Origin of the sequence: Pseudomonas fluorescens, from assembly GCF_001623525.1 — a bacterium.
GTDB lineage: Bacteria > Pseudomonadota > Gammaproteobacteria > Pseudomonadales > Pseudomonadaceae > Aquipseudomonas > Aquipseudomonas fluorescens_Q.
In genome coordinates this window covers 6,820,850-6,845,153 of sequence record NZ_CP015225.1, presented here as the reverse complement: position 1 = coordinate 6,845,153, position 24,304 = coordinate 6,820,850, and the positions used below count along the sequence as shown (strand labels likewise).

Here is a 24,304-nt window from a genome sequence, read left to right as displayed (position 1 = left end):
CGTGCCACATCATGGCAAAGTGCCTTTAAGTTGTATATCGAATGCACGTCCGCCCTGCTGCCGCCCGTCTCGATCACCACCGCAACGAAGTGGTTGGTTTGAGGTTGGACAGGATGATGGCCAAATAGTACCTTGCCTGGACCCGCCTGAACGCCATGACCTCAGAGAAGCCCATGTCGACAAAACGCCTTGCCGCAATACTGGTGTTCTCCCCTCTCCTGGCGTCTTGCGTCAACCCCATGTACAGCGCCGCCGAGCGAGCCGAAACCACGGAATACCTGCGCAAGGTCAGAGACCCGGCGACCTACTACGCCATGGACTGTGAAACGTTCCTGGCAACCAAACGGGGTTGGGAACAATACCCCAACATGGCGGCCGACCCCGTTAACCTCGTGATCCAACAGGTCGCCACACAACGCGACTGTTCAGCCGGCAGCGCTCCTGTGCCCACCGCGGCGACGGTGGCTCCGACATCCGTGACGCCTGCGGCAATGCCCGTACCCGTGTCCAATCAGTCGGGGACCCTGGGCCTGCACATCACCCCCGTTACACCGACGGTGGCTCGGCAATTCGGCTTAGCCGCTGTCAGTGGCGTCTTGGTCTTGGGACCCGTACCCGGAAGTGGCGCTGAAAAGGCAGGCATGTTGGCCGGCGATATCGTTTTGCAAATTGCCGGGACTTCGGTCAATAGCCCAGCCGAGCTGACCGCCGTCGCCAGCCGTATTCGACCTGGTTTCACGGCGCCGCTGAAGGTGTGGCGTTATCGGGCGCCCATCGATGTGCTAGTAGAAGTAGGCGACTCATCGGGTGTGGCGTCCTCGGTAGCACCTGCGCCTGCGGCAGTCGTCGCGCCGACGCCGAGCCTCCCCTTGGCCGCCCCCGTTGCATCGTCAGCGAGCAATAACGCGACAAATACTTCGTTCTGCTTTGCCCTGTTCGAGGCCAGGCAAGTCCAGGGGCTGAGCGACTATCCATCAAGGGGCCTTATCACCCCCGTCTGGCAAGGCCCGGCACTGAGCGGCACACCGGCTCGTCTTGCCATGCCGGAGTTCCAGGCATTCACTCGGGCCCAAGGCTACGACGTGAAAATGCAACCGATGTTCTGCCAACCCATTGGCGCCAGCGAGCAGTGCCAGGCGTTGGGGTCGGAGAGCTTCATGCTGACCACTCGCAGCTTTACCACGATGGTCAATTGCACTGAAACCTTGCAGGGCGTAGAAACAACGCGTGGTCTGCTGCTCAAACAGTGGCCTTATCTGCAGACCACAGCATGGCGTCCCTTGGCGGGTCAGTGACGCGTTCGATGGGTTGCTCTGGGTGGCGCGGAATCAGGTGTTCGATATAGCTTTCGCTTCAAGCCACACCTCACGCGTCATCTCCCAGACCTCTTTAAGCAGACGTCCACTGACAAAGTCCCCCTGCTGAGTCCCGATCATGCGCATGCCCTCGCGCTCCGATACCCTGCGCGAAGCAAGGTTGCCCACCGCCTTGGGCACTTGCATGACGGGGCGTTCAAGGTTTTCAAACCAATAGGCATTGATCACTTCACAAGCCTCGCGCATGTAGCCCTTTCCCTGCCATTGCGGCGCCAGCCAGAAACCACGGTTGTTGCCGGGCTGGTCGTACAGGCTGATGCTGCCGATGCTCTGTGTCGGTTCTTCGGCAATGCGGATCATCCAGTGCCACTCGCGCCCGGCTGCAATAGCCGGGAGCGCATGGTCGCGCACGTACGTCAGCGCGCCGTCATCCGGGTAAGGCCAGGGCACGCGGCTGTCCAGGTAACGGACCACTTCCCAATGGGGAAATAGCCGTTGGATCGCCGGTGCATCCGTCAGCTCAAGGGGTGTGAGGATGAGGCGGCGGGTTTGGAACGTGGGGCTGGGGCTCATGATTGAAACTCCTTTTTCAACGTTATGGCGTCCTTGGAAAACCCTCCATGCTAAAAGTTATCCGTCGCCCTGCAGAGTTTGCTGTCCTTCAAGAATGAACGGGGAAGTTGTGTCGTTGCCGCAGGCAGTTGCTTGAGCCTCACCTCACACTCATAACGCCCCGCAGCATCCAGTTGGTAATCCTCTCCTGCCTTAGGGACAAAGCTGAACATGTTGTAGCATTGAGCACCGATGTAATGAAAGGCAATGGGCTGCCCGGCAGGCACCAGCAGCTCAGTCATTACCGTGGAAGATGAGTGTTTGTCGTCATCCGGCATGCCCAGGCTTTCGCCGTTGCGATTGGCGTAGCCATCGCGGAACGCCACCATGACGCCCGCGCCCGGCAGGCGGAAGTCCACGCAATCGGACTTGGGTACAGCCCTGACCATGCCATCGCTGATCACCCGCAAGCGGGCGGTCTCACCACCATCAGGCGTTGAGTAGGGAGTGGAAAAAGAGCGGACGTCCGATAGCGCTCCGCAGCCGGTGAGCAGGGTCAGTAAGGTGAGGCTCCAGGTATATCGCAGGACGCGAGACGTAATGCGCGGGCAAATGTCAGTTCGGGAGTTGAGGGGGTGCGGCGATTGGCTCACGATGATGCTCCATGCGGGTCAGATATCCAGGGCCAACGACGGTCGAGAAGAATGCGATACCAGCGCGGGATTTTATAGAGGGTTCGGGGATTGGCTGCAATGGCCGAGGTATCGAAACGCGTGTCATCCTGAACTTCCGTGAATCGACAACCAATCCTGCCCCTTTCAGCAGATGATTGCCCTATCCCTTGTCCGGCTCTTTGGCTGTCTTTCTGTGGCCCTTGGAAGTCACCACGTTGTACTCACCGACACCGGCCTCTTCCACTGAATATGCGGTTAGAGAGCCCTCGTGCAAAGCGTAATGACCTGAAGCGCTAACGGAAAGAGGGACAGTTTCGATATGAGCCGCCACCTTTGCTGAAGTCGCGGTCAAGAAAGCGCTCGGCTCCATCGCAAACCGCTCCGCCAGCGCATACGCCATCTTGTGGCTGATAGGTCTATCGCCATTGAGCACTTTGGACACCGCCGTTTTATCACCGATTTCAGGGAAGTCCGAACCGGTGAGCCCGAGCGTCTCCATCAGATCCTTGATCAATTGCACCGGCGTGCAGGTCGCCTCAAAAGCGGCATTCGACTGGCGAAACTGTTCGGAGTCGCGCTGGTAGGCCAGGATTTCCTCCTCGAGCTCAACGAGAATTTTCGCCTCAGTCTTGCTCAGTTCGCGTCCGTCGGTGAGCGCATCGAGCAGGTCGGTCGCACGCTCATAATCGGCAGGGGTCTTGATGCCATGCACAAACTCACCGCGCAGGCGATCCAGTAGCGCATGTAGCTCGCCAAGCGTTGCGATCACGGTTTGAAAGTCGTTCCGGGCTGCGCTCATCGTCTTACCCCTTTGTTTCTTGCATACCAGCCCGGCTCCTGGCCGAATCGTAAACGTTGCCGCGCTCCCGTTTGCCAATCGCTACCACCAGAATGACAATCCGCTCTTCCTCAATGCGGTACACCAGTCGATACCCAGCCCCACGCAACTTGATCTTGTAGCAATCCTTCATTCCATGAAGCGCATCGGCTGGCACTCGCGGGTTGCTCTGCCGGGACTGGAGTTTTTTCAGAAGCTGCAGACGGATGGCACCGTCCAGTTTTCTAAGCTCCTTGAGGGCCTTCGGATCCCACTCGACATCATAATCAACGCCCATTGACGATATCAGCCTCAGCCTCGCCAATGAGCTCATCAAGGGACATCCGAACAGGTGTTTCGTTGGCCTCGATGCGTGCCTTTACCACTTGCGCCAGTTCCAGCTCCTCCAAGCGATCAACCATCGCCTCGTAGACACTTGCCGGGACCATGTAGCCCATAACACGGTTATGGTTCAACACGGCCACTGGCGCGCCGTTGGCGCCGCTCAGGACGGATGAGGGGTTCTTTTTGAGTTCGGATACGCTGACGGCCACATCAGCCAAAATGATTTGCATGGAGGCGGCTCTCGCTTAAATAGGTCGTTATTTTGGTCTTTATTGGCTGATCGAGCAAGCACAGCCGTTGCACACCTGAGACCTATCTTCCGCCCCGTAGCCCACATTCATCGATTTGGCCCGCGAAGCCGCAGCTCTTGCGCCTCACCCCGTCACACCCCCCTGCGGCACCTTCCCAGCAAAACTATCCACCAGACTCGCCACTACCATCTCCCCCATCCGCGTGCGGGTCTGCAACGTCGCGCTCGCCCGGTGGGGTTGCAGCACCACCTGCTCATTGCCAAACAATGCCTCAGGCACATGCGGCTCATCGACAAACACATCCAGCGCCGCACCGGCGATTTCACCAGCGGTCAGCGCCGCCACCAGGTCGACCTCGTTGACCAGTTTGCCCCGCGCCACATTGATCAGATACCCGCCTTGGCCCAAGGCACGCAGCACCTCGGCATCGATGATGGCTTCAGCCTTGTCCGCGGCGGCCGCGAGGATCAGGGCGTCGCTGTCGCGGGCCAGTTGCTTGAGGTCGGCGACGAACGTGTGGTTCACGTCACTCATGGGTTGCAGGTCGGTGTAGCTGATCGGGCAACCGAACGCGGCGGCGCGGGTAGCCACGGCGCGACCGACCCGGCCCATGCCGACGATGCCGATGCGCATGCCGGACACCTGCCGGGCCAATGGCAGCGGGGCCAGTGGCGTCGGGCTCTGGGGCCATTGGCCGGAGCGCACGTAACGGTCACCGGTGCACAGCCCGCGACACACGGCAATCAATAGGCCAATCGCCAGGTCGGCGACATCTTCGGTCAGCGCGCCGATGGTGGCCGTCACGCGGATTCCGCGATCCCTGGCGTAGGCCAGGTCCACGGCATCGGTGCCCACGCCGTTGACCGCCACCACTTCCAGCTTGGGCAGTTGGGCCATGAGCGCCTGGCTGATGCCGGTATGCCCTCCGGTGATCACACCGCGAATATTGGCACCGTGTTCTTGCAGATAGGCTTGTTTGTCGGCCTGTTCGAAATAGCGCCGCACCGTGAACAGCTCGTTGAGCCGGGCGTTGATTTCAGGGATCAGGATCGGGCTGAGTTGCAAGACTTCTGGCTTCATGTTGACCTCGTATCGAAATAGGAAAAACTAACTCAAGCGCAATCAAGGCGTGCTCGAATCAGTGTGTGGCGAGGGAGCTCGCTCCCGCTTGAGTGCGAAGCGCTCATAAAAAGAACTGGGGCCGCTACGCAGCCCAGCGGGAGCAAGCTCCCTCGCCACGAATGCACACCCTCGAAAATGAACGGCACGCAGGCTCAACCGCGGCCGGCAAACGGCATGGCCGTGGCCATGACGGTCATGTTCAGGACGTTGGCCGACAACGGCAGGCCGGCGATGTAGCGCACCGCATCGGCGACATGCTTGACGTCCACCATCGGCTCCACCGCGATGCTGCCGTTGGCCTGGCGTACGCCCTTGGTCATGCGCACGGACATCTCAGTGAGGGCGTTGCCGATGTCGATCTGGCTGCAGGCGATGTTGTATTCACGTCCGTCCAGGGCCAGGGATTTGGTCAATCCCAGCACCGCGTGTTTGCTGGCGGTGTAGGCGCTGCTGAACGGTCGTGGGGTGTGGGCCGAGATCGAACCGTTGTTGATGATCCGTCCACCCTGGGGCTGCTGCCGGCGCATCAGGCCGAAAGCACCGCGGGCGCACAGGAAAACGCCGTTGAGGTTGGTGTCGATCACGTTTCGCCACTGCTCGAATGTGAGCTCATCCAGCGGTACGGCGGGCGCGTTGACTCCGGCGTTGTTGAACACGACGTCCAGGCGTCCGTAGACCTCGGCGATGGTTGCAAACAGCCCATCGACACTGACCGGGTCGCGTACATCAGTGGGCACCGCCAAGGCTTCGCGCCCCTGGCTGGCCGCCAATTCGGCCAATGCCTGCAAGGGCTCTGGCCGACGACCGGCCAACACCAGTGTGTAGCCGTCTTCCATCAGGCCCAGGGCCACCGCTCGGCCAATCCCGCTGCCGGCGCCAGTCACCAAAGCCACTTTCAATGCGTTGGACATGTGGGGTCTCCTTTCTCGAATTCAGTAAGACAAACGCGGACCGACGCGCATTTCCAATTCGCCAATACCGTCGATGCCAGCCGTGACGACATCCCCCGGCTGCAGCACATCGACGCCTGCCGGGCTGCCGGTCATGATCAGGTCGCCGGCCCGCAGCGCCACCGATTGGGAGATGCGGGCGATCACTTCACTGACCGACCAGATCTGGCTGTCGAGGCTGTCGCGCTGACGCTCCTGGCCGTTTACGTTCAGCCACAACTCGCCATCGGGGTGCCCCGCCCGGGAGACCGGCACGATGGCGGTCATTGGCGCGGCGCCGTCAAACACCTTGGCGCCCTCCCACGGCAAACCGTTACGCTTGGCCTCGCGCTGGACATCACGCCGGGTCAGATCCAGACCCGCCGCGTAGCCCCACACATAAGCCAACGCCTGGCTCTCAGGGATGTGGGCGCCGCCCTCACCGATGGCCACGACCAATTCGATTTCGTGGGCGAACTCCTCGGTCACCGATGGAAACGTCACCTCACCCGCCGCTTCCACCACGCAACTGGCTGGCTTCATGAAGAACACCGGTGGCACTCGGGATTCACCCTGGGTATCAGGCCAGGGGTAGTTGCGACCGACGCAAAAGACCCGGCCGACGGGAAAACGCTGCGGGCTGCCGACAACCGACAACGTCACTGGCAGGTCCGGGGTAAAGACATACTCGGGCATGTTCATCCTGATAAAAGTCCTGTTGGAAGGGTCAGCGTACGGCGGCAATCCTTGGCGAAGTTGGAGGAATGCCGCCTCGTGTTGGAGAAAAACAGCTTTTTTCCGGGCTCAACGCGCCTTGAGTTCAATGCGATACAAACGGCCGAGCAGCAACGAATAGGACAAGGTGCCGATCAGCGCCACGCCGCCGATGAACCAGAAGGCCAAGGCGAATGAGCCGGTCTTGTGGACGATTGCGCCAATCACGATGGGGGTGACAATCCCGCCGATGTTGGCCGCCAGACTAGTGATCCCGCCGGTCAGCCCGATCAGTTCCTTGGGCGCCACTTCCGACACCGCCGCCCACGAGGACGAAGCGATGCCCTGGGCGAAAAAGGCAATCGTCAGTACGGCGATGCAGATCACGTTCGAATCGGTGAAATTCACCAGGACGATGGACATGCCCAGCATCGACCCGACCACCAACGGCAACTTGCGGGCGAAGGACAGCGAGTAGCCGCGACGGATCAGCAGGTCGGACACGATCCCGGCGAGCAGGATGCCCACCGTCGCGCCCACGAACGGCAGCACGGCGAAGATCCCGGCCTTGATCATGGTCAGCTGACGCTCTTCGATCAGGTACGTGGGGAACCAGGTGAGAAAGAAGTACAGCGCCGACGTGCTGGCGAACTTGCCGATGCAAATCGCCCAGACCTGCCGATAGCTGAACAGCTCGGCGATCTGCCGCCAGTTGAAGCGGGTGCGCTCCTGGCTGCTCTTGACCAGCCCTCCCCCGGCTTCGATGTACTTGAGTTCTTCCTTGCTGACTTTCTTGCAGTTCATCGGGTCGCGATACAAGAACAGCCAGGCCACACCGAAGACGATGCCAAGTGCGCCGGTGCTGTAGAACACATGGCGCCAGTCATAAGTGGTGGCCAGCCAGAGCAGTGCACCGGTAAACAGCGCCGTGCCCAAGTACTGGCCGCAGACGTAAATGCTGCTGGCCAGGCCCCGTTCACGCGCCGGGAACCACACCGTGACCGCCCGGCTGTTGGCCGGAAACGCCGGCGCTTCCATCGCGCCGACGGCCAGGCGCAGACCGAACAGCGAAGCGAAGCCCGTGGCCAAGCCCTGGCACACGGTGACGGTCGACCAACTGATCAGCGACACCCCGTAGGTGAACCGGGAACCGAAGCGATCGGCGATGAAGCCGGCCGGCACCAGTGCGATCGCGTAAGTCCAGGCAAACGCCGAAAAAATCAGGCCCATCTCGATCTTGTCCAGGCCCAGGTCCTTGGCGAGGAACGGCGCGGCAATCGAGATATTCACCCGGTCGATGTAGTTGATGATCGTCGCGATCAGCAGCAACGACAGCATGAACCAACGCCGCCGCGACGGCAGACGCTCTGGTACTGCGGCGTCCCGGGCGCTGGCAATTTGGGAGGTGTGAGAGTTCGACATGGTGGACCTCGTTATTGTTAGAAGCGTCGAAATGTTTACGAGCAGCCGAAATCAATGCCCTCGATGCCGGGGCAGAACAATCGCTACAGGAATGAGAAGCGCGAACAGCCGGTGTCAGGTGTTCAAAGAGGCCTTGCAACAGGATCTGTCGCAGGAGCAATCGGGAGGGTCGGCGTGAAGCAGGAACAGGTTCATGATGTGCGCACCTTTTGATTGTTTTTGGATGGAGAGACGGGTTGCGTGGCTCAACAGTGGTCGTACGACCATTCAAAATCAACTGAGCTGTTAGATCATTTTTCCCGTTTAAAACCGCATCAAAGGAACCTGTCCAAAAAAATCAGATGGGTGCTTTTTTTCAGAATCTTTCTAAGATCAACCTAAGCGTTTGTTTTTAAAAAGCAAATTAGAAAAATAAAATTTATCGTTTTTGGACAAGCGCCCTCCATTTTCAAGAGACAGAAAATTCACGCCAACAGCTTCGTCATCGTATGACTCCTTGAAAATCATCAAGATGCACAGTCACAATCGTCATCACCGTCATGCACCGCAAAGGATTCCCAGGAGATGTCATCACCGAGCCGAGTCCCCACCTACGTCATGCAGCAACGCAGCGAATTGACGGATTTCTACATCCGCGACAAAAAGGGTCGGCGCGCCGAAACCAGCCCGCACCGCCACGAATACTTCCAGATCCAGATCAACCTTGGCGGCGATACCGTGCAACACATTGGCAACGTCGAACGTCCGTTTCCGCGCAACACCCTGGCCTTCATCCTGCCCCACCGCGTGCATGTGATTCCGCACCCGGCCGAGAGCAACTTCATGGTGATCAATTTTTCCCAGACGTTCCTGCTGCCGCATCTGCAGTGCGACCCGATGGACCTGGAAGAGGTCTCGATTCTGCTGGCGCCGGAACTGTCACCGTTCCGCTTCCAGGAACACTTGGACTTCATTCTGGGGGATGAGGATTTCGCCAAAGCCTGCGCGCTGATCGAGCAGATGCGTGGCCTGGACCAGAACCGTCAGTTCGGCACCCGCGAGATGCTCAAGGGCTTGTTGCTGCAACTGATCGGCAGCGTCTGCGCCTTGTACGCCGAGCCGCTCAAGCGCTTGGCCGAAGAGAACGCCGCCGAAGTCAGCCGACGCGATGCGCTGGGCCGGATGTCCGAGTACTTGCGCAAGAACATCGCCGACCCCGACCTCAACCTGATCAAGGTGGCCGCGGCAACTTACCTGTCACCCACGTACCTGACTCACTGGCTGCGCAAGGAAATCGGCAAGACCTTCACCGAACTGGTACTCGAACGCCGGATGCATGCGGCGCGCAATTACTTGCTCAATGGAACACGGCCAGTGGGCGAAGTGGCGAGGTTGTGCGGTTTTGCCGACGAGGCCTATTTTTCCAGGCGTTTTCGCCAGATACATGGACAGCCACCGGGGCAGTTCAGGCGACAGCAGTTGAATCCGGACAGTCCGCAATTGGCATTGAATACGTGATGAGTCTGTCGGCTATGGAAAAACGGCTCGTTCAGTCAACGAGCCGTTTTTATGCCAACTATTCCAGCCTGCGCCTAACCTGGAATGTGCGTGTTGATGCCGTCGAACCTCTTGTATTTCCAGCTGAATCCGTCTCGCTGCACAGGCGCGAAACTTTTAAACCAATCCACCCAATTACTCGCCGACGGCATCCACCAGCCCTTGACGGTATTACCCCAGTGAGCAAGTCCCAGCTCGGAAATCAGATAGTGGCTATGGCTCACACAGTTCTGGTACTGGGTTTTCGCAGTCGGGAGATTGGGCCAGAAAGCATCGTAGGAGGTTTTGGTTTTTTTTAGCTTGGCTTCAAGCTTCCGATACTTTTTCACGAAAGCTTTATTCACACCGATGTAATAGACATAAGTGGTCGCGCTGCCAGTGGCACGAGCCCAGTCGGTGGAGCCAAGAGCCCCTGTATTGAATACCCATCCGTCATCACTGATACCCGTCATGGTGATGTTTCTGCCGTCGATGAGAAAGGTCGTGGCATGCCCATCTTCGACAAGCTTGCCCAGTGTTTTTTTCCAAGAACCAAAACTGAAGGGGCTGAAGCCTTTTCCTACACCGCTCCAGGTGAGTATTGAATAACAGATTCCGAAAATCCCTGCTGCTCCGGTGATTGCCTCTAACCCCGCTACCAACTCAGTTCCTTTCTTGTTCGCCATTCCATGACTCCCTGGACACCGTGCAATGAGTATCGATGTGGTCCTGCCGACCAGGAAAGACTAGGACACGGTGGGTGATGGCGCCAGGCCATGGATCCAGCGGAGACGAGTGGCCGGACAGTGGAACGGCAGCCCTTTTCAGAGTAAAGATTTACGTGGCGGGACTTACACCGCGCATCGAATTCATCGCTTCGCTTAAGTCATCCATATGGCCTGTGAACGCGGACTTTTTCTCGCCAAAGCGGCGAATCGGTTTGCATTCTGGATCACCTGACTTGTTCGGGTTGGGTTCGTTGTGGTCAGGCCCCTCAACAATGAGCTCTTGATTGACCACTTGTATGTCAGGCCCTGCGCGCAAGGCTCAAGAATAGGCGCTGCTGTTCTCGGTCATATTTTCAAGGAAGCGGATGCGGCCGCGCTCCCGCTCAGGGTGGGTGCCCTTAAGGAAAGCGCGTCAAATCGCTTTTACATCCGCCATGGCTTCCAATTCGTCGAAAGCAGCGAGTTCGACAATTATTATGTGCGGCAGAGCGTTCGCACGACGGGCCCGGCTAGCTAGCCAATCGACACAGTCACCGCAGAATCAACACCGCGGCCACCGCAATCACGGCCACCACGCCAAAGACCATCCGCGCGATCCACGGCGCGGTGAGCCAGACGCCGGTCACCCCGGCAATCTGTCCCACGTTCTTCTCAGTCAGGCGGAAACTCGGCTCCCGGAAAGGATTGCCGCAATGTGGGCAGGCGTAGGCCTTGTCGGAAATTCTGGAAGCGCATTCAGGGCAATCGATCAGACTCATTGTGCGACCTCAGGGAGAGACGAACTTGGGGTACTGACAAAGACCACGCATTTCCGGTTTTTGTTCTGAATCGAATAAACCTTTTGGAGAGCACGCCACGGAAAAGCGAACTGCTTCACAGCCAACAAGATAGCCCAGCCACTACTGTGGGGGTTTTACGCGCTGGATAAGATCGTTCAGCACGTAGGTGTCCAGGAAGGCGGTGACTTCAATGATCTGACCATTCTTGAAGGTCATGTGCCACAGGTAGGTGTTGTTGTAGGGCTTGTGATCAAGCGTCGTGGCTGTTCCGTTCCACAGCACAACCACGACATCATTCTGAGCAACGATGCTCTGCACCGTGGGGACAATGGGTGTTGCCAGTCGCGCGGTAATCGGCCGCACGACTTGGGCCAGCTCAGCCTTGCTGTTATAGACACCGGAAACAGGACTCGTCCCGGCCACGGTCCATTTCGCATTGGGCGCCAGCAGATCGAACGCCGTGCCTTTGCCCTGCTGCCAGTTAATGAACGCCTGGCGGACCAGCGTCGCATTCGCGTGCTGGGTGTTTTCCGAAGCCCAGACGTTGTTCGTAAACAATATTAAAGACAGTGCAAGCGCCTGGACGCGCCAAGCAAAATTTATCCATCGGGTCATGATGTTCTCTCACAGCCATGCAGTTGATAAGACGCTCTTCCAGGAGGACCTTAACGGCATGTGCCCAGAAACCTTTGCCCGATACTGCTGTGAGGTTGCCTGATGCTGTCCAGTGGCGAGGCTCCACGGGCAGCCGTCCATCAAGCAATTTGCCGTGCCTTTCTGCCTTCAGTCTTCGCGACCTTCTTGCCCCAGTGCTCAATCTCCCCGCCCACCGGAAGCTATCGCACGCCTGAGGAGAATTTTTCATTCAGAGAAGGCTGGTTTCCAGAACCGCCCGGCCAGCCAGCGACTGACGCTCAAGGCCCAGGCAAGCAGAGCGATCAATCCGACACTAAGCAGCATCCCATTCACGCCCGTGCTGCTGATGAGCTTGCCGGCGATAAAGGGAAACCCGAATACGCCAATGAAGTAGGACAGGCTGAAAAGCAGCAGCGCTTGTGCGGTCAGCCCAGGTGGCGCCTCGTTGGCAGCCAGGCCATTGATGACTGAATAGTTGAGACCGTAACCGACCCCAAGCAAGGCGGCGGTCACCCCATAACTCAGACTGTCATGGACCCACACACCGAACCCTGTCACGGCGACCAACATCAACGTGGTCAACAGGCAAGAAGTCGCGAGAGGGTCACGGCTGACCACCCACCCGGCAATCAACAACCGACAAGCGATAGCCGCCCCCATGAAGCCGACGAAAAACAGGGAGTAATCAAGTCCCTGACTGGCGGCATAACTGGTCTGGAAACTGCCCAGGCCGCCAAAGATCGCGCCGCCCAGCCCCACCATCAAAATGGACAACGCCGAACGTGAGCGCAGCACATCCGTCGCCGATCTCAGCCCCATCCGAGCCTTATCGCCAGAGCGGCGCTCCACTTCGGCAAAGCCCGTTCTCAGCCACCAAAAATACAGCCCACCCAACAATGCTGCGGCGGCGGCAAAGAAGAAAGCCGTCTGTATGGGGAGCCCAACGGAGCTGGCCAACTTGCCTGAAAGAGGGCCACTACCGATCCCCGTCAACATGCTGCCCGACAAAAGCGCGAAGCAATGAGTCCGCCTGGATGGCTCGACCATCGCTGCGACCATGATGGGCCCAACCGTGTAAAACAGTCCCCAGCCGATCCCCAGCATCAAACCGCAGGCCAACAAACCGATACCAAGGTCCGATAGCAGCGCAAAACCCATGGACGCAATGACCAGAAACACAGCGCCAAGGGCCACGCACAGTGCAGCGCCTACGCGCTGCATCAAATGCCCCGAGGCGACCACCGCGACCAGAGTACTCGTCATGGCAACGGCAAAGACTTGCCCTGCATCGCGCTCAGTTCCCCCCAGGGAGGACACCAGCAGGGAGATCAGGAAAGTGGCGCCATAAGAAATGGACAGAAGGAAACTGGCTACGCAAAACAGGCCAAATCGATTGGAGGGCCTGCCGTTGGAGAGCGGTGGCATCGGAGTTTTCCCACGCGTTGAACAGGCCGTTTTGTAGCACGGCTACATGGGGGGATAGTCATTTGGGTGGCGGAGTCAAGGTTAGGAAATTCACACCTTTTGCACTGCCGGCGTATCACCTGGGGGCCATTGCCCCTATCGTCATTTTTTCAGACCGCAGAAACCACAAACCCCTGGTTTTCTTGGGAAACCAGGGGTTTTGTGTGTATCGAATTTGGCGGTGAAGGAGTCCGCCATTTTAGTGTTTTTAGAAGTCCATATACGTTTAATTATTTCCATAAAAATCCTATAAAAACATGCATTTGACGCAGATATTTTCTTTTTTGGTCCAAGCGTGACTACGGGAAGCCAGGGTCTAAGGTATGGGCTGGAGTATGGGCTGGAGTTCATTTAGATTGAGTCATCATCCTTTCAAACAGGAAGTGAGTGATGGCATCTCTGACGACAAAAGCGGTAGAAAAAATAGTCAGGTCAGGGTCACCCGGAATGACCAACGATGGTGGCGGCCTCTACTTGAAACTCGGCCGTACCGGTGGCGCAAGCTGGATCTTCCGCTACAAGCTTGCTGGCAAGAGCCGAGACATGGGACTGGGCAAGCACTCCGAAGTAAGTCTTGCGGTGGCTCGTGAGAAAGCTGCAGAAGCCAGAAAGCTGAGCAAGTCAGGCGTCGATCCGCTTACCAGTCGGGATGAAGAGATGGAACGGCATCGACTGGAAAAAGAAGCCGAACGTTTAGCTCAGGATGCAGCCAAGGCCAAAGCGACCACTTTCAAAGAGGTTGCTCTCGACTACATTGCAGCCCACAGGACGGGCTGGAAAAATGCCAAGCATGCTCAGCAGTGGGAGAACACTCTGGCTACTTATGCGTTCAAGGTCATAGGCGATCTTCCGACGCAGGAAATAGGTATTGAGCATGTGCTGAAAATCCTCAAACCGATTTGGACAGTAATACCCGAAACCGCTAGCCGTTTGCGAAACCGTATCGAACTGGTCCTCGATGCAGCAAAGGCCAGAGGGCTGCGCGATGGAGAAAACCCCGCTCGATGGCGTGGACATCTGGACAAACTGCTACCACCTCGCGCAAAAGTGCGTGCGGTGAAACATCACGCAGCAATGTCGTGGACAGAGCTTCCCGCCTTCATGGCGCCCCTTGAGAAAGCAGAGGATCTGAGCTCTAAAGCATTGCGCTTTACCATTCTGACTGCCTGCCGAACCAGTGAGGTGCTTGAGTCGACATGGGCAGAGATTGATGTCGCAGCAAAGGTATGGACCATTCCTGCACTGAGGATGAAAGCCGGGAAGGAACACCGGGTGCCTCTATCAAAAGCGGCATTGGATTTACTCGCAGGGCTTCCTCGCATTAAAGGAAACAATCACCTCTTTGCAGGGGCTCGCAAAAAGCGCCCTCTCAGTAATATGGCGATGTTGATGACATTGCGTCGGATGAAGCGGGACGATCTCACGACGCATGGATTCCGTTCAACTTTCAGGGATTGGGCGAGTGAAGTTACTCACTATCCTCGAGAGGTCTGTGAACAAGCGCTCGCACACACCGTAGAGAATGCGGTAGAGGCGGCTTATCGACGTGGTGATCTTTTTGAAAAGCGGCGAATACTGATGGAGGATTGGGCGCGATATGCCACAGGGCATGCGGCAGCAAATACTGTTGCATGAGGAGCGAGATGTTCACGCCATCATCTCACCACGTTTATCGAGTGGTGGATGGCGACAGCGGCGACAGTGGCGACAACCCACGTAATACCTGGCCTGCAACGTGGCGACAGAGGTGGCGACTGTCGCCATTGCCAGCATCGATCTTGGGGCTTTCTCGACCAAGCCCACGCGAGCGGGAAGGCTCCGCATTCCCACTCGCATGGGCTCACATTAAAAACCGACGAACGACCACCCGGCCATGGAAAACCACCGGCCGCCAAGGTCTTCCAGCGCTACCAATGGGCGCAAGAGTCACCCCCAAAATACGGTTGACCGCCAGCAGTACGAGCGCTAAATCAGAACCGTACCAGCGCTGTCCTCGACAGCACCCAGGTGGCCAGAACCTTTGAGGCTACGCCACATCGTGGTGGTTCTCCCCAAGTGCGATTAGCGTCCGGCGGCTCGCACGGTCACAGCGATGTGATGGATGCCACTTCTTCCAGAATGCCCACTGAGGCAACTGATGCCCCCTCCTGGTTGCTCTGCAGCAACTTATTCGTTTGGCCATTTCTTGCGCCAACCTGTTGCCCGTCTCTTTGCCCCCTAAAGAGACGGGCGCTCCTACCACTACTGCAGCCCACGCCTTATCGGGCTCTGCGGCAACTCACCGCGTGACAATCGGCGTGACAAAACCGATTCGACGCGTCTCGCATTATCGCTGGCGACGGTGCTGCAGCCCAGGACAGGCTGCACCTGACTGACAGTCAGGCATGCCCCGCTCGCGACGATGATGCCCTCCTCCCGCCCATGATCTCTCGGTGCCGGATTCGTCAACCGGTGCAGCCTCCACCCGCCCGCATCTTCGGATGCGTTCAGGAGGCCAGATCGATGGGAAATGCCCGCGCTCTTGGTCGTACAGAGCCGTTCGTTCCGCGTCAGTGAACACCCTCACAGGTCGCATGGGCCTTTATCCCTGATAACACTCAACATCCATGGCGGGAGCGTGAGGGAAACAACTGCTGAACAGGAGACAGATGATGCTGCAATCAACCTGGAGCTTGCCGCCGCAACCCTTGCTGGAGGCCAACCCGACGCCATTAGATTATCCGGTGGCCGCCCTCGGTGATCTGCTGGGACCGGCTGTCGAGCGCTTGGCCGAAGTGATGGGTGTGCCGCAGGCCATGGCGGCGCAATCGGTGCTGGCCACCTCGGCCTTGGCCACTCAGGGGCATGCCAATGTGCATTTGGATGGCCGGGTCTATCCGCTGTCACTGTACCTGCTCACTATTGCGGCTTCCGGTGATCGCAAGACGGCGGTGGATAAGCTGGCCTTGCAGCCAGCCCGCGAATGGGAACGCCTGCAATGGCAGGCCTACCGCGAAAAACTCAGTCGCTATCGCGCCACACTTGCGCAATCTCAGAAGCAGATGGCAACGATCGATGGCCACACCGACACGCCAATCCAGATAGAGCCAGAGCCCGTAGCACCAAGGCTGATCAGCAGCGAACCGACCATCGAAGCCCTGACCAAAAGCCTGTGTTTGGGTCTGCCCAGCATGGGGCTGTTCAGCGATGAGGGCGGCCAATTCCTCGGCAGCAGCACCATGAGCCGGGACAACCGCCTCAAGGCCGTGACCACTCTGTCCTCGCTGTGGGACGGCAACCCCATCGATCGCTCTCGCTCCATGGCCGGAGAAAGCCTACGCGCCTATGACCGACGCTTGAGCCTGCATCTAATGCTGCAACCATATTTAGCGGGACAACTGCTCAAAGATCCGCTGCTCAACGGCCAAGGCATCTTCGCCCGCTGCCTGATCACCTGGCCACAGAGCTTGGCCGGACAGCGCTTTTACCAGCCGGTGGATCTCACCCAAGACATCAGCCTCAAACGCTACTCCCAACGCATCACCGACCTGCTGCAACGTCCTTGGGCAATTGGCAGCGATGGCGCGTTACACCCCAAAGCCCTGCCCCTAAGAAGCCTGGCCCGGCAAACCTGGATCAACCTGCACGACACTATCGAAGCCCAACTGGGCGAGTTCGACGAACTGGCCAACGTGCGCCCCAGTGCCTCCAAGGCCGCGGACAATCTGCTACGGATCGCCGGCGTCTTTGCGATACTGGAAGACAGCGACCTGATCGAGGTCACCCACATCCAGCGCGCTTCCTCGCTGATGGATTACTACCTGACTGAGATCCAACGGCTGACCGAGCAGGAACCGATCAACACCCAGCGGGAAGAAGCCGATCGGCTGCTGCGTTGGCTGCAGGAAAAACAGTGGTGCCGTTTCACGGTTCGAGATCTGTTGCGCAACGGCCCGCGCTTCGCCCGCAAAAGCAGCCATCACACGTTGGCCCTGCTGGTCGAGTTGATCACTCATCAATGGCTGGGCACCGACGGACACCACTTCGAGGTGCGCCATGTTTCGACTCAATGAAGCCCTACGCAACCGGCGCGACCAGGCGAAAAACGCTCATCATTTACAACTTGTCGCCACCACTGTCGCCACTTTGTCGCCACGCTCCACGCCAGGTACCACGGGGCTTGTCGCCACTGTCGCCGCTGTCGCCAAAAACCAAGGGGACAGCTCACACATCAGCGATCTGATTGAGCGCCTACACCAGGAAGGTGCCGAGTTGTTCTGCCTGGACAACCGACTGTGTTTTCGTCCCAGTGACTGGGGGCAACTCCCCCCCGTGAACGGCCAGTGGCGCGAGCTATTGGCTTACCTACGCCAACAGGCGAAGGAGCTCCAGGATGGCCTTGGTCGGTAGGCGTGACGGTCGCAACTTTGGTTATGGTCGCCAACTGAGCTACGCCGGTCCGCAGGCGCTCAAGGATCTGTTCGGCGGCGGCCATTTCGCCACGGTCAAAGCCCACAGTGATCGTTGGCAGGCGTTTGTAAAGTGGTGCCGGTCCGAGCAAGGCCCTGGCTACAACGATGCGCGGCAAATCGATCGGCAGACGCTGGTCAACTATGCCCAATATCTGCGTCAGCAAATCGACCACGGCGACCTCAGCATCGCCACCGCGCAAAACCGGTTGTCCAGCGTCAACCGAACGCTGGCGGCGCTGCGCGGTGATCAGTATGTGAAAATCCCGAGCCCGAGCCAGGCGTTAGGACGGCAGCGTTCGACCGTACGCACCCACGCGCCGGATGGCCAAGACCGCCAACAGGTGCGGCGAGTAATTGAGGCTCTTCGCGAACAAAAATACGACCGGGTGGCCGCTATTGTCCTATTGGCCCGAGAAACAGGTATGCGTCTGCGAGAAGCGATCCTTGCGGATCTGCCACGATTGCAACGCGAAGCCAAAAACTTGGGTCGCATCAACATCCAGGACGGCACCAAAGGCGGCCGTTCAGGTGCTTCAGCGCCGAGATGGGTCGTGGCAAATGAAGAGGTGAAAACGGCGCTGCAGTTTGCTCGTAATGCGTCACCGCCCGGCAGCCGCGACTTACTGGCCCGAGACGAAAGCTACGCCGCATTCCTGAAACAGACCGTGCTCCCCGCCCGCGAAACGCTACATGAACAAGAGCTGAAGGGTTTTCATGAACTGCGAGCGGCCTACACCTGCGAGCGTTACGAGCAGCTCACGGGGCACGCCGCGCCGATCAATGGTGGTCGCTGTTATCACATTGATCGCGCCCTTGATCAACAGGCGCGCCAACAGATCAGCCTTGAGCTCGGGCATAATCGAGTCGATGTGGTTTCGGCCTACATTGGAGGTCGAATGTGAGCAAACCCTTCGATATGGCGCTGCTCCTAAGCGGCGTACTGTCCGGCTCGAAGGTCACGCAGCAGCGGCACCTACGGCAAGCCCGACTCATGCAAGCGGCCATTCAACAACGATGGCAGCGAGACAATCCCTGGACCTGGCAGCTCAAGCATGTGCGCTGGTTTCTTAATTACCACATGAACCAGCGTTCTGAATCGACACGATATTACTATCTGCTGACCATACATTTGCTCACTGTTCGCCTAGGCAAATCCTGGCAATTCAAGCGCAAGATCACACAAGACATTATGAGTGAACGCTAACGAGCAATGATCGGTCGGAAAGGATGAAGGATCTCTTGCTGGGTAAATAAAAGACAGATGTGCCACGTCCCTGATAACCGCTGTTTATAGCTGACGCGGTTCCCTGGATAGCGACCCGATACGAACGATTAGCCGGGAATTCAGTAGCTTTTTCTCAGCCTTTTTTTGAGCTGGCACGATCTGCCAGGTCCGGGAAGTTCGTCGCAACGGATAGAAACGACTACGCGCAGACCTTGCCGGCCTGCGCGTAACGTATTGGCTAGGATCACGGCAGTCCGTAGTTCACGATACTGCCGTGATACACCTTCTGTCAGGTCGCCTCGGGTAAAGGCTGCACTTTCTCCGGCGGTTTGATTGAACCGATGTAAACCGCAAAGATAGTCAGCAACGCGCCGCAGATCTGCAACGTGGAGCTGGCTTTGCCGAGAAAGGTGACATCAATGAAATACGTGATCACCGGCTCCAGTAACAAGATCAGACCGGCCAGCCCTAGGCTGATGGCTCCGATCGAACGGTTGACCAGCAGCCAGCCGACAAACTGCACCAGTACCCCGTATATGATCAGCATCAGCAAGGTTTGCCCATCCACGATGGCCAAGCTTTCCCCAGTTGCCAGCGCGTATGTCAGCAGAACCAGTGCCGCCCAAAGACTCAAATTGAGCATCTGTGCGATCTTGTCACCTCCGCCGTCAGGCAACTGGGTGTTGACCTTCAGGAAGTACACGCAGATGGCATACGCCAGCCCCGACAGCACGCCATACACCACGCCCTTTATCCCTACCGCACTGGTCATCTCGGGTAGCAACAACAGATAGAGTCCAACAAATGCCAAGGTGATGGATACCAGGAAGTAGATCGAAGGTTTTTCCTTCAATAGGTACAACCCCAGTAGGGTCATGAAGAATACCTGACAGTTGGTCAGGATCGAGCCGATGCCCGGGCCGACGATATAGATGCTCTGGTGCCAGAGCACTAGGTCGATGGCCAAAAACACTCCGGCCAACGCGGTGTACACCTGCGCCTTGGCACTTTTGAGCAGCACCGGGGTTTTGCGCACTTTGAGCAGCAGGAAGAACAGGATCGAGGCGAACAACATCCGATAGAACCCCGCGCCACCCGCGCCGATATGGGCGAAAGCGACGGCTAGAGCAGACAGACTGAGCATCAGTCCACCGATGGTCAATTCAATGATTGCCCGGTTGTTATTAGTCGACATGAGAAACCTCATTGATAAAGACCGGCATTAACTTTATGAACACTGATACCCCCCTGCGCAACAAATATCAGACTCGACATAGCAGAAAAGCCCTAAAGGTCTTTTCTTCCACGAGTAAAAAACAACCAATCTCTAACTGGCTTTAATAGTTAGCAGCAACACAACCCTTCAAACTTCTTGAGCAGCCAACTTCAACCATTGTTGTACCGGCGCATAACCCAGAATGTTTTCGACATAGTTCTGCAGTTGTTCAGGAATGGCAATACCATAGCGACGGAAGCGGAACACCACCGGAACAAACATCGCATCAACAATGCCGAAGTCGCCGCAGAGGAACTGTGTTGAACCACTCACCTCACGGAGCTGGTTCCAGATAGCGAATACCCGCATGATTTCCTCTCGGGTCTCGGCGGTTAGGCTTTCTGGGATGTCACCGGTGCTCAGGCCAAACGACATCTGCGTGCGCAGGTGAGTGAAACCGGAGTGCATCTCTGCCGCAGCAGCTCGTGCCAGGGCCTTGACCCGTGAATCTTGGGGCCAAAGGTTGGCGGTCGGATATGTGCCGGCAATGTATTCGCTGATGGCCAGGCTGTCGTTGATAACGACATCATCAAGCAGCAGCGCCGGTACCTTGCCGGAAGGCGAGTGCTCCAGAATGCGCTGGCGGGTGTCGTTTTGTTCCAGTTTGATCTGAAGGGTTTCAAATGCAACATCCGCTGTCACAAGAACCAGCCATGCACGAAATGACCATGAAGACTTATTAAAATCCCCAACTACCAGTTTTGTAGACATCGCGTCCCCTAGCTTGCGTTATGAAATAGGTGCTAAATTTAGCGACCTTTTTTTCATACGTATTGCACAAAACTGGACAATTCATGGACGAGAATCGCCGTAACAAAGCCCCTCAAAAAGACAAGGACTTTGTTCAATTCTGGCGTATACCCGAAGGCGACTGTGAGTTGCTATCTGCGCGTTACAGCACTCAATCTTTCGGCCGACATTCACATGACCGGTACGCTATCGGCGTTATAAGTAGCGGTGTTGAAAAACTTTTTTATCGGGGCAGTTACTACATGGGGGTCGCTGGCAGTGTGGTCACCATTACCCCTGGGGAGATCCACGACGGCTTACCAGGCCATGATGAGGGCTGGATGTATCGAATGCTCTATATCGACCCCGAATGGGTCAATCGGATGGTGTTTCAAGGGCGTTTTACAGACGATCATATTCATCTTTTTCAAACAGCTCTGAGCCAGGCCCCCGACTTCGCCCGGACCTTTTTGCATCAACATCAAATCATTGAAAAATCCCCCTCCAGCCTTGAACGGGAAACTATCTTGCTGGATCTGGTGACACAGCTCTTCGAGCGCAGCGGAGCGCCCATCGAACCAGTCAGTGCGGCTGAGCAGCACGCAGTGCAAAAAATCAAGAGGAAGCTCGAAGACGAGTTCGACAAACATCTATCTCTGGAAGAACTGGCGCAACTGGTGAACCTTGACCCTCTTTACCTGATCCGGGTGTTCAAAAAAAGCGTTGGCGTCTCCCCCCACAGCTATCAAATCCAGAAAAGAATCGCCCAGGTCCAAAAACTGCTGCGCACCGGGTCCAGTCTCGCAGAAGCGTCATTCACTTGCGGCTTCTTCGATCAAAGCCACATGACCCGAGCCTTCAAAAAAGTAGTCGGCATCACACCCGGCAGTTTTCGCAACAGCAGTGCATGAGCCTGTAAGTAACCCCATAGCCTGACTCGTTTGAGTCAGCCCTGAAAGGCCTTGTGCTCTGCATCGGCTACCACCCACGCCTCCAATCCACCGCCTTCAAGCCTGTGCACCACCAGTTCGCCACGATGTTCCAGCACAGATACAAGTCAGATCGATCGACGGACGCTGCTGGACTACACCGCTTAGAAACTGTCGGAAAAATTAACCTTTGGTCGCAAAGCACTGAGCCATCCAGGGTATGGGCCAAAGTATGGGCTGGAATTTTTTTCAGAAACGCAGAAACGAAAAAGCCCTGAATAATCAGGGCTTTAACGTATAAATGTGGCGGTGAAGGAGAGATTCGAACTCTCGATACAGTTTCCTGTATACACACTTTCCAGGCGTGCTCCTTAAGCCACTCGGACACTTCACCGTATCTCGGCAAACTGTTCAGTCTGTCGAGGCGCGCTAATGTAGTCGAAAGCTTTTCCGATGGCAAAGGTTTTTTTCAGAATTTTCATGCGGTTAAGCTTGGTCAGGCTTTTCAAACGCGCCTGGGCATGGCAAACCGGCCAATCTTCGGGGCTATGCAGGCGCTGCTCTATAGATGAAGGCGAAGCAGGATGGGCGGGCCAGGCTGTTTGCAGAGCCTGGGGCTGACTGGTGAGTCAGTCACGGCGCTTTACCTGACCTGCGGCGGTGGGTAACGTCTGCGTCACTTCTCTTACAAGGAATAGCGTCATGAGCGACTTGATTGCCTACCATCTCGAAGACGGTATCGCGACCCTGACCTTGAACAACGGCAAGGTCAATGCCATCTCGCCAGATGTGATTGCCGCGTTCAACGCTGCGCTGGACCAGGCGACGGCGGATCGGGCGGTGGTGATCATTACCGGGCAACCGGGGATTTTGTCGGGTGGTTACGATCTCAAAGTGATGACTGCCGGTCCCAAGGAAGCGGTGAGCCTGGTCACGGCCGGCTCGACCCTGGCCCGTCGCCTGTTGTCGCACCCCTTCCCTGTCGTTGTCGCTTGCCCAGGGCATGCGGTGGCCAAGGGTGCGTTCCTGCTGCTCTCGGCGGATTACCGCATTGGTGTGGAAGGGCCATTCAGCATCGGCCTGAACGAAGTGCAGATCGGCATGACCATGCACCACGCCGGTATCGAGCTGGCCCGTGATCGCCTGCGCAAGTCGGCGTTTCATCGCTCGGTAATCAACGCCGAGATGTTCAATCCGCAGGGCGCTGTGGATGCCGGTTTCCTCGACAAGGTGGTGTCGGCCGAAGAACTGCAGGGCGCGGCCCTGGAAGCGGCGCGTCAGTTGAAGAAGATCAACATGACAGCCCACAAGAACACCAAGCTGAAAGTGCGCAAGGCTCTGCTGGATACGCTGGACAGTGCGATTCTGCTGGATCAGGAGCACTTGGGCTGACGCTTGTAGAGCCGGGCTTTTTCCTACGCGCGCCGTTTAAAAGTCCGCAACCGCTCTAGGCCGCTTCTGTCACGTTATTTGGAAACATGCGCTTAAACATCGTCTATTTCCTACATCTATAGGGGCAATTGCCGAAAACAGTGCACATCCGTACACTGCGCAACCTTTTGTCCCGATGGGGCCCGTAGATGCTGTTTGTATTGCGTATGTTATTGATGGGCCTGCATTTTGTAATGGCTGGCGTGCTCGGGGTGATTCTGGGCCTGTGCCGGCCGTTCAACCCGGACAACAGCCGTTTATGCGCAAGGTTGTACGCATTGCCGGCGATGTGCATTTTGCGTTTGCGGGTCCGGACGCAGGTCGACTCGCTGGTGAATAAGCCCAACGGCTGCGTCATCATCGCCAACCACCAATCCAACTATGACCTGTTCATGTTCGGCAACGTGGTGCCGCGCCGTACCGTGTGCATTGGCAAGAAGAGCCTGAAATGGGTGCCGCTGTTCGGGCAATTGTTCTGGCTGGCGGGCAACGTGTTGATCGACCGCGGCAACGCGATCAAGGCCCGAAAGTCGATGCTGACCACCACCCATACCTTGCAGCACGAGGACACCTCGATCTGGGTTTTTCCGGAAGGCACGCGCAATCTGGGCGCAGACCTGCTGCCATTCAAGAAAGGCGCCTTCCAGATGGCAATAGCCGCCGGAGTGCCGATTGTTCCGGTGTGCGTGAGCAGCTACATCAAGCACATGCGCCTCAACCGTTGGCGCAGCGGTGACATCCTCATACGTTCATTGCCGGCGATTCCTACGGCCGGATTGAGTATGGATGACATGCCCCGGCTCATCGCCCAATGCCGTGAACAGATGCGCGAGTGCATCGCGACAATGGACCGGCAGTTGCAAGCCGCCTGAATGGAAACCCACCCCCTCGGTGGGTTTTCTTTTGCTGCCGAACTCCGCAGATTTTGCTGACTCTCAAGCTACAGGGCGCGTTAAGCTGGACGCCGCCTGTCACTGCCATTTCCAATAAGAAGTGAAC

At 57.4% G+C, this 24,304-nt stretch carries 24 protein-coding genes, 1 tRNA gene and 1 pseudogene; 10 read left to right on the top strand and 16 right to left on the bottom strand.

What is annotated here, in order from left to right:
* Positions 1-173: 173 nt before the first annotated feature.
* Positions 174-1,295, top strand: coding sequence for a S1C family serine protease (locus TK06_RS30025; protein WP_161951747.1), 1,122 nt, complete (start codon positions 174-176; stop codon positions 1,293-1,295).
* A 33-nt stretch (positions 1,296-1,328) separates the two neighbouring features.
* Here the strand turns inward: TK06_RS30025 and TK06_RS30020 are convergent, their stop codons facing one another.
* The 9 genes from TK06_RS30020 to TK06_RS29980 all read right to left on the bottom strand — a co-directional run bounded on the left by TK06_RS30020 (position 1,329) and on the right by TK06_RS29980 (position 8,142).
* Positions 1,329-1,889, bottom strand: coding sequence for a GNAT family N-acetyltransferase (locus tag TK06_RS30020; protein ID WP_063324973.1), 561 nt, complete (start codon positions 1,887-1,889; stop codon positions 1,329-1,331).
* 50 nt (positions 1,890-1,939) lie between these two features.
* The gene (locus TK06_RS30015; protein ID WP_063324972.1) at positions 1,940-2,521 is read right to left on the bottom strand and encodes a hypothetical protein; all 582 of its coding nucleotides are present in this window, start codon (positions 2,519-2,521) and stop codon (positions 1,940-1,942) included.
* A 181-nt stretch (positions 2,522-2,702) separates the two neighbouring features.
* A complete protein-coding gene (locus TK06_RS30010) occupies positions 2,703-3,341 on the bottom strand; it encodes a helix-turn-helix domain-containing protein (protein ID WP_063324971.1) in 639 nt (212 codons plus the stop codon).
* A 4-nt stretch (positions 3,342-3,345) separates the two neighbouring features.
* Positions 3,346-3,657, bottom strand: coding sequence for a type II toxin-antitoxin system RelE family toxin (locus TK06_RS30005; protein WP_063324970.1), 312 nt, complete (start codon positions 3,655-3,657; stop codon positions 3,346-3,348).
* Positions 3,647-3,934, bottom strand: a complete 288-nt coding sequence (locus TK06_RS30000) for a type II toxin-antitoxin system Phd/YefM family antitoxin (protein WP_063324969.1) — start codon at positions 3,932-3,934, stop codon at positions 3,647-3,649. Before TK06_RS30000 ends, TK06_RS30005 begins: the two co-directional genes overlap by 11 nt.
* A 144-nt stretch (positions 3,935-4,078) precedes the next feature.
* Positions 4,079-5,035, bottom strand: coding sequence for a 2-hydroxyacid dehydrogenase (locus TK06_RS29995; protein WP_063324968.1), 957 nt, complete (start codon positions 5,033-5,035; stop codon positions 4,079-4,081).
* A gap of 194 nt (positions 5,036-5,229) precedes the next feature.
* Positions 5,230-5,988 (bottom strand): SDR family oxidoreductase, encoded by a 759-nt coding sequence (locus TK06_RS29990; RefSeq protein WP_063324967.1) that lies wholly within the window; start codon positions 5,986-5,988, stop codon positions 5,230-5,232.
* A 21-nt stretch (positions 5,989-6,009) separates the two neighbouring features.
* The gene (locus tag TK06_RS29985; RefSeq protein WP_063324966.1) at positions 6,010-6,708 is read right to left on the bottom strand and encodes a fumarylacetoacetate hydrolase family protein; all 699 of its coding nucleotides are present in this window, start codon (positions 6,706-6,708) and stop codon (positions 6,010-6,012) included.
* Between the two features lie 102 nt (positions 6,709-6,810).
* A complete protein-coding gene (locus tag TK06_RS29980) occupies positions 6,811-8,142 on the bottom strand; it encodes an MFS transporter (RefSeq protein ID WP_063324965.1) in 1,332 nt (443 codons plus the stop codon).
* A gap of 564 nt (positions 8,143-8,706) precedes the next feature.
* On the opposite strand from TK06_RS29980, the gene TK06_RS29975 reads away from it, so the two are divergent.
* Positions 8,707-9,639 carry a helix-turn-helix transcriptional regulator gene (locus TK06_RS29975; RefSeq protein ID WP_063324964.1) on the top strand — a complete coding sequence of 311 codons (933 nt, stop codon included), beginning with the start codon at positions 8,707-8,709 and terminating at the stop codon, positions 9,637-9,639.
* Between the two features lie 74 nt (positions 9,640-9,713).
* Here the strand turns inward: TK06_RS29975 and TK06_RS29970 are convergent, their stop codons facing one another.
* Complete coding sequence (locus TK06_RS29970; RefSeq protein WP_063324963.1) at positions 9,714-10,343, bottom strand: hypothetical protein; 630 nt, start codon at positions 10,341-10,343, stop codon at positions 9,714-9,716.
* A 280-nt stretch (positions 10,344-10,623) separates the two neighbouring features.
* Here TK06_RS29970 and TK06_RS29965 point away from each other — a divergent pair.
* A pseudogene (locus tag TK06_RS29965) lies at positions 10,624-10,902 on the top strand (GNAT family N-acetyltransferase); the annotation flags it as partial.
* A 13-nt stretch (positions 10,903-10,915) separates the two neighbouring features.
* On the opposite strand, the gene TK06_RS29960 reads toward TK06_RS29965, so the two are convergent.
* The 3 genes from TK06_RS29960 to TK06_RS29950 form a co-directional block, all read right to left on the bottom strand.
* Positions 10,916-11,143, bottom strand: coding sequence for an integrase (locus TK06_RS29960; protein WP_003204158.1), 228 nt, complete (start codon positions 11,141-11,143; stop codon positions 10,916-10,918).
* Positions 11,144-11,284: 141 nt separating this feature from the next.
* Positions 11,285-11,767: a nuclear transport factor 2 family protein gene (locus TK06_RS29955; RefSeq protein ID WP_086936805.1), complete on the bottom strand. Its 483-nt coding sequence runs from the start codon at positions 11,765-11,767 to the stop codon at positions 11,285-11,287.
* 258 nt (positions 11,768-12,025) lie between these two features.
* Positions 12,026-13,225, bottom strand: coding sequence for an MFS transporter (locus tag TK06_RS29950; RefSeq protein WP_063324961.1), 1,200 nt, complete (start codon positions 13,223-13,225; stop codon positions 12,026-12,028).
* A gap of 429 nt (positions 13,226-13,654) precedes the next feature.
* Here TK06_RS29950 and TK06_RS29945 point away from each other — a divergent pair, with 429 nt between their 5' ends.
* From TK06_RS29945 to TK06_RS29925, 4 genes are all read left to right on the top strand, one after another.
* Entirely contained in the window at positions 13,655-14,899 is a 1,245-nt protein-coding gene (locus TK06_RS29945) for a tyrosine-type recombinase/integrase (protein ID WP_063324960.1), read from the top strand.
* Between the two features lie 1,016 nt (positions 14,900-15,915).
* On the top strand, positions 15,916-17,316 hold the full coding sequence (locus TK06_RS29940; RefSeq protein WP_086936744.1) for a YfjI family protein: 1,401 nt from the start codon (positions 15,916-15,918) through the stop codon (positions 17,314-17,316).
* 320 nt (positions 17,317-17,636) lie between these two features.
* The gene (locus TK06_RS29930; protein WP_063324957.1) at positions 17,637-18,617 is read left to right on the top strand and encodes an integrase domain-containing protein; all 981 of its coding nucleotides are present in this window, start codon (positions 17,637-17,639) and stop codon (positions 18,615-18,617) included.
* A complete protein-coding gene (locus tag TK06_RS29925) occupies positions 18,614-18,919 on the top strand; it encodes a hypothetical protein (RefSeq protein ID WP_063324956.1) in 306 nt (101 codons plus the stop codon). Before TK06_RS29930 ends, TK06_RS29925 begins: the two co-directional genes overlap by 4 nt.
* A gap of 310 nt (positions 18,920-19,229) precedes the next feature.
* Here the strand turns inward: TK06_RS29925 and TK06_RS29920 are convergent, their stop codons facing one another.
* Together TK06_RS29920 and TK06_RS29915 are read right to left on the bottom strand one after the other, a co-directional pair.
* A complete protein-coding gene (locus TK06_RS29920) occupies positions 19,230-20,135 on the bottom strand; it encodes a DMT family transporter (RefSeq protein ID WP_063324955.1) in 906 nt (301 codons plus the stop codon).
* A gap of 168 nt (positions 20,136-20,303) precedes the next feature.
* A complete protein-coding gene (locus TK06_RS29915; protein WP_063324954.1) occupies positions 20,304-20,927 on the bottom strand; it encodes a glutathione S-transferase family protein in 624 nt (207 codons plus the stop codon).
* Between the two features lie 83 nt (positions 20,928-21,010).
* Between TK06_RS29915 and TK06_RS29910 the strand changes: the two genes are divergently transcribed.
* Positions 21,011-21,856 carry a helix-turn-helix domain-containing protein gene (locus tag TK06_RS29910; RefSeq protein ID WP_063324953.1) on the top strand — a complete coding sequence of 282 codons (846 nt, stop codon included), beginning with the start codon at positions 21,011-21,013 and terminating at the stop codon, positions 21,854-21,856.
* 322 nt (positions 21,857-22,178) lie between these two features.
* Here the strand turns inward: TK06_RS29910 and TK06_RS29905 are convergent.
* Positions 22,179-22,268 (bottom strand) — tRNA-Ser (locus TK06_RS29905).
* A gap of 308 nt (positions 22,269-22,576) precedes the next feature.
* On the opposite strand from TK06_RS29905, the gene TK06_RS29900 reads away from it, so the two are divergent.
* Entirely contained in the window at positions 22,577-23,266 is a 690-nt protein-coding gene (locus TK06_RS29900) for a crotonase/enoyl-CoA hydratase family protein (protein ID WP_013693979.1), read from the top strand.
* 188 nt (positions 23,267-23,454) lie between these two features.
* Positions 23,455-24,177, top strand: coding sequence for a 1-acylglycerol-3-phosphate O-acyltransferase (locus TK06_RS29895; protein WP_063324952.1), 723 nt, complete (start codon positions 23,455-23,457; stop codon positions 24,175-24,177).
* Positions 24,178-24,304: the final 127 nt, after the last annotated feature.

Bases quoted from the DNA above. Each gene is read 5' to 3' on its own strand.
- TK06_RS30025 (WP_161951747.1), top strand. From the start codon at position 174: ATGTCGACAAAACGCCTTGCCGCAATACTGGTGTTCTCCCCTCTCCTG.
- TK06_RS30020 (WP_063324973.1), bottom strand. From the start codon at position 1,889: ATGAGCCCCAGCCCCACGTTCCAAACCCGCCGCCTCATCCTCACACCC.
- TK06_RS30010 (WP_063324971.1), bottom strand. From the start codon at position 3,341: ATGAGCGCAGCCCGGAACGACTTTCAAACCGTGATCGCAACGCTTGGC.
- TK06_RS30005 (WP_063324970.1), bottom strand. From the start codon at position 3,657: ATGGGCGTTGATTATGATGTCGAGTGGGATCCGAAGGCCCTCAAGGAG.
- TK06_RS30000 (WP_063324969.1), bottom strand. From the start codon at position 3,934: ATGCAAATCATTTTGGCTGATGTGGCCGTCAGCGTATCCGAACTCAAA.
- TK06_RS29995 (WP_063324968.1), bottom strand. From the start codon at position 5,035: ATGAAGCCAGAAGTCTTGCAACTCAGCCCGATCCTGATCCCTGAAATC.
- TK06_RS29990 (WP_063324967.1), bottom strand. From the start codon at position 5,988: ATGTCCAACGCATTGAAAGTGGCTTTGGTGACTGGCGCCGGCAGCGGG.
- TK06_RS29985 (WP_063324966.1), bottom strand. From the start codon at position 6,708: ATGAACATGCCCGAGTATGTCTTTACCCCGGACCTGCCAGTGACGTTG.
- TK06_RS29980 (WP_063324965.1), bottom strand. From the start codon at position 8,142: ATGTCGAACTCTCACACCTCCCAAATTGCCAGCGCCCGGGACGCCGCA.
- TK06_RS29975 (WP_063324964.1), top strand. From the start codon at position 8,707: ATGTCATCACCGAGCCGAGTCCCCACCTACGTCATGCAGCAACGCAGC.
- TK06_RS29970 (WP_063324963.1), bottom strand. From the start codon at position 10,343: ATGGCGAACAAGAAAGGAACTGAGTTGGTAGCGGGGTTAGAGGCAATC.
- TK06_RS29960 (WP_003204158.1), bottom strand. From the start codon at position 11,143: ATGAGTCTGATCGATTGCCCTGAATGCGCTTCCAGAATTTCCGACAAG.
- TK06_RS29950 (WP_063324961.1), bottom strand. From the start codon at position 13,225: ATGCCACCGCTCTCCAACGGCAGGCCCTCCAATCGATTTGGCCTGTTT.
- TK06_RS29945 (WP_063324960.1), top strand. From the start codon at position 13,655: ATGGCATCTCTGACGACAAAAGCGGTAGAAAAAATAGTCAGGTCAGGG.
- TK06_RS29940 (WP_086936744.1), top strand. From the start codon at position 15,916: ATGCTGCAATCAACCTGGAGCTTGCCGCCGCAACCCTTGCTGGAGGCC.
- TK06_RS29930 (WP_063324957.1), top strand. From the start codon at position 17,637: ATGGCCTTGGTCGGTAGGCGTGACGGTCGCAACTTTGGTTATGGTCGC.
- TK06_RS29920 (WP_063324955.1), bottom strand. From the start codon at position 20,135: ATGTCGACTAATAACAACCGGGCAATCATTGAATTGACCATCGGTGGA.
- TK06_RS29915 (WP_063324954.1), bottom strand. From the start codon at position 20,927: ATGTCTACAAAACTGGTAGTTGGGGATTTTAATAAGTCTTCATGGTCA.
- TK06_RS29910 (WP_063324953.1), top strand. From the start codon at position 21,011: ATGGACGAGAATCGCCGTAACAAAGCCCCTCAAAAAGACAAGGACTTT.
- TK06_RS29900 (WP_013693979.1), top strand. From the start codon at position 22,577: ATGAGCGACTTGATTGCCTACCATCTCGAAGACGGTATCGCGACCCTG.
- TK06_RS29895 (WP_063324952.1), top strand. From the start codon at position 23,455: ATGCTGTTTGTATTGCGTATGTTATTGATGGGCCTGCATTTTGTAATG.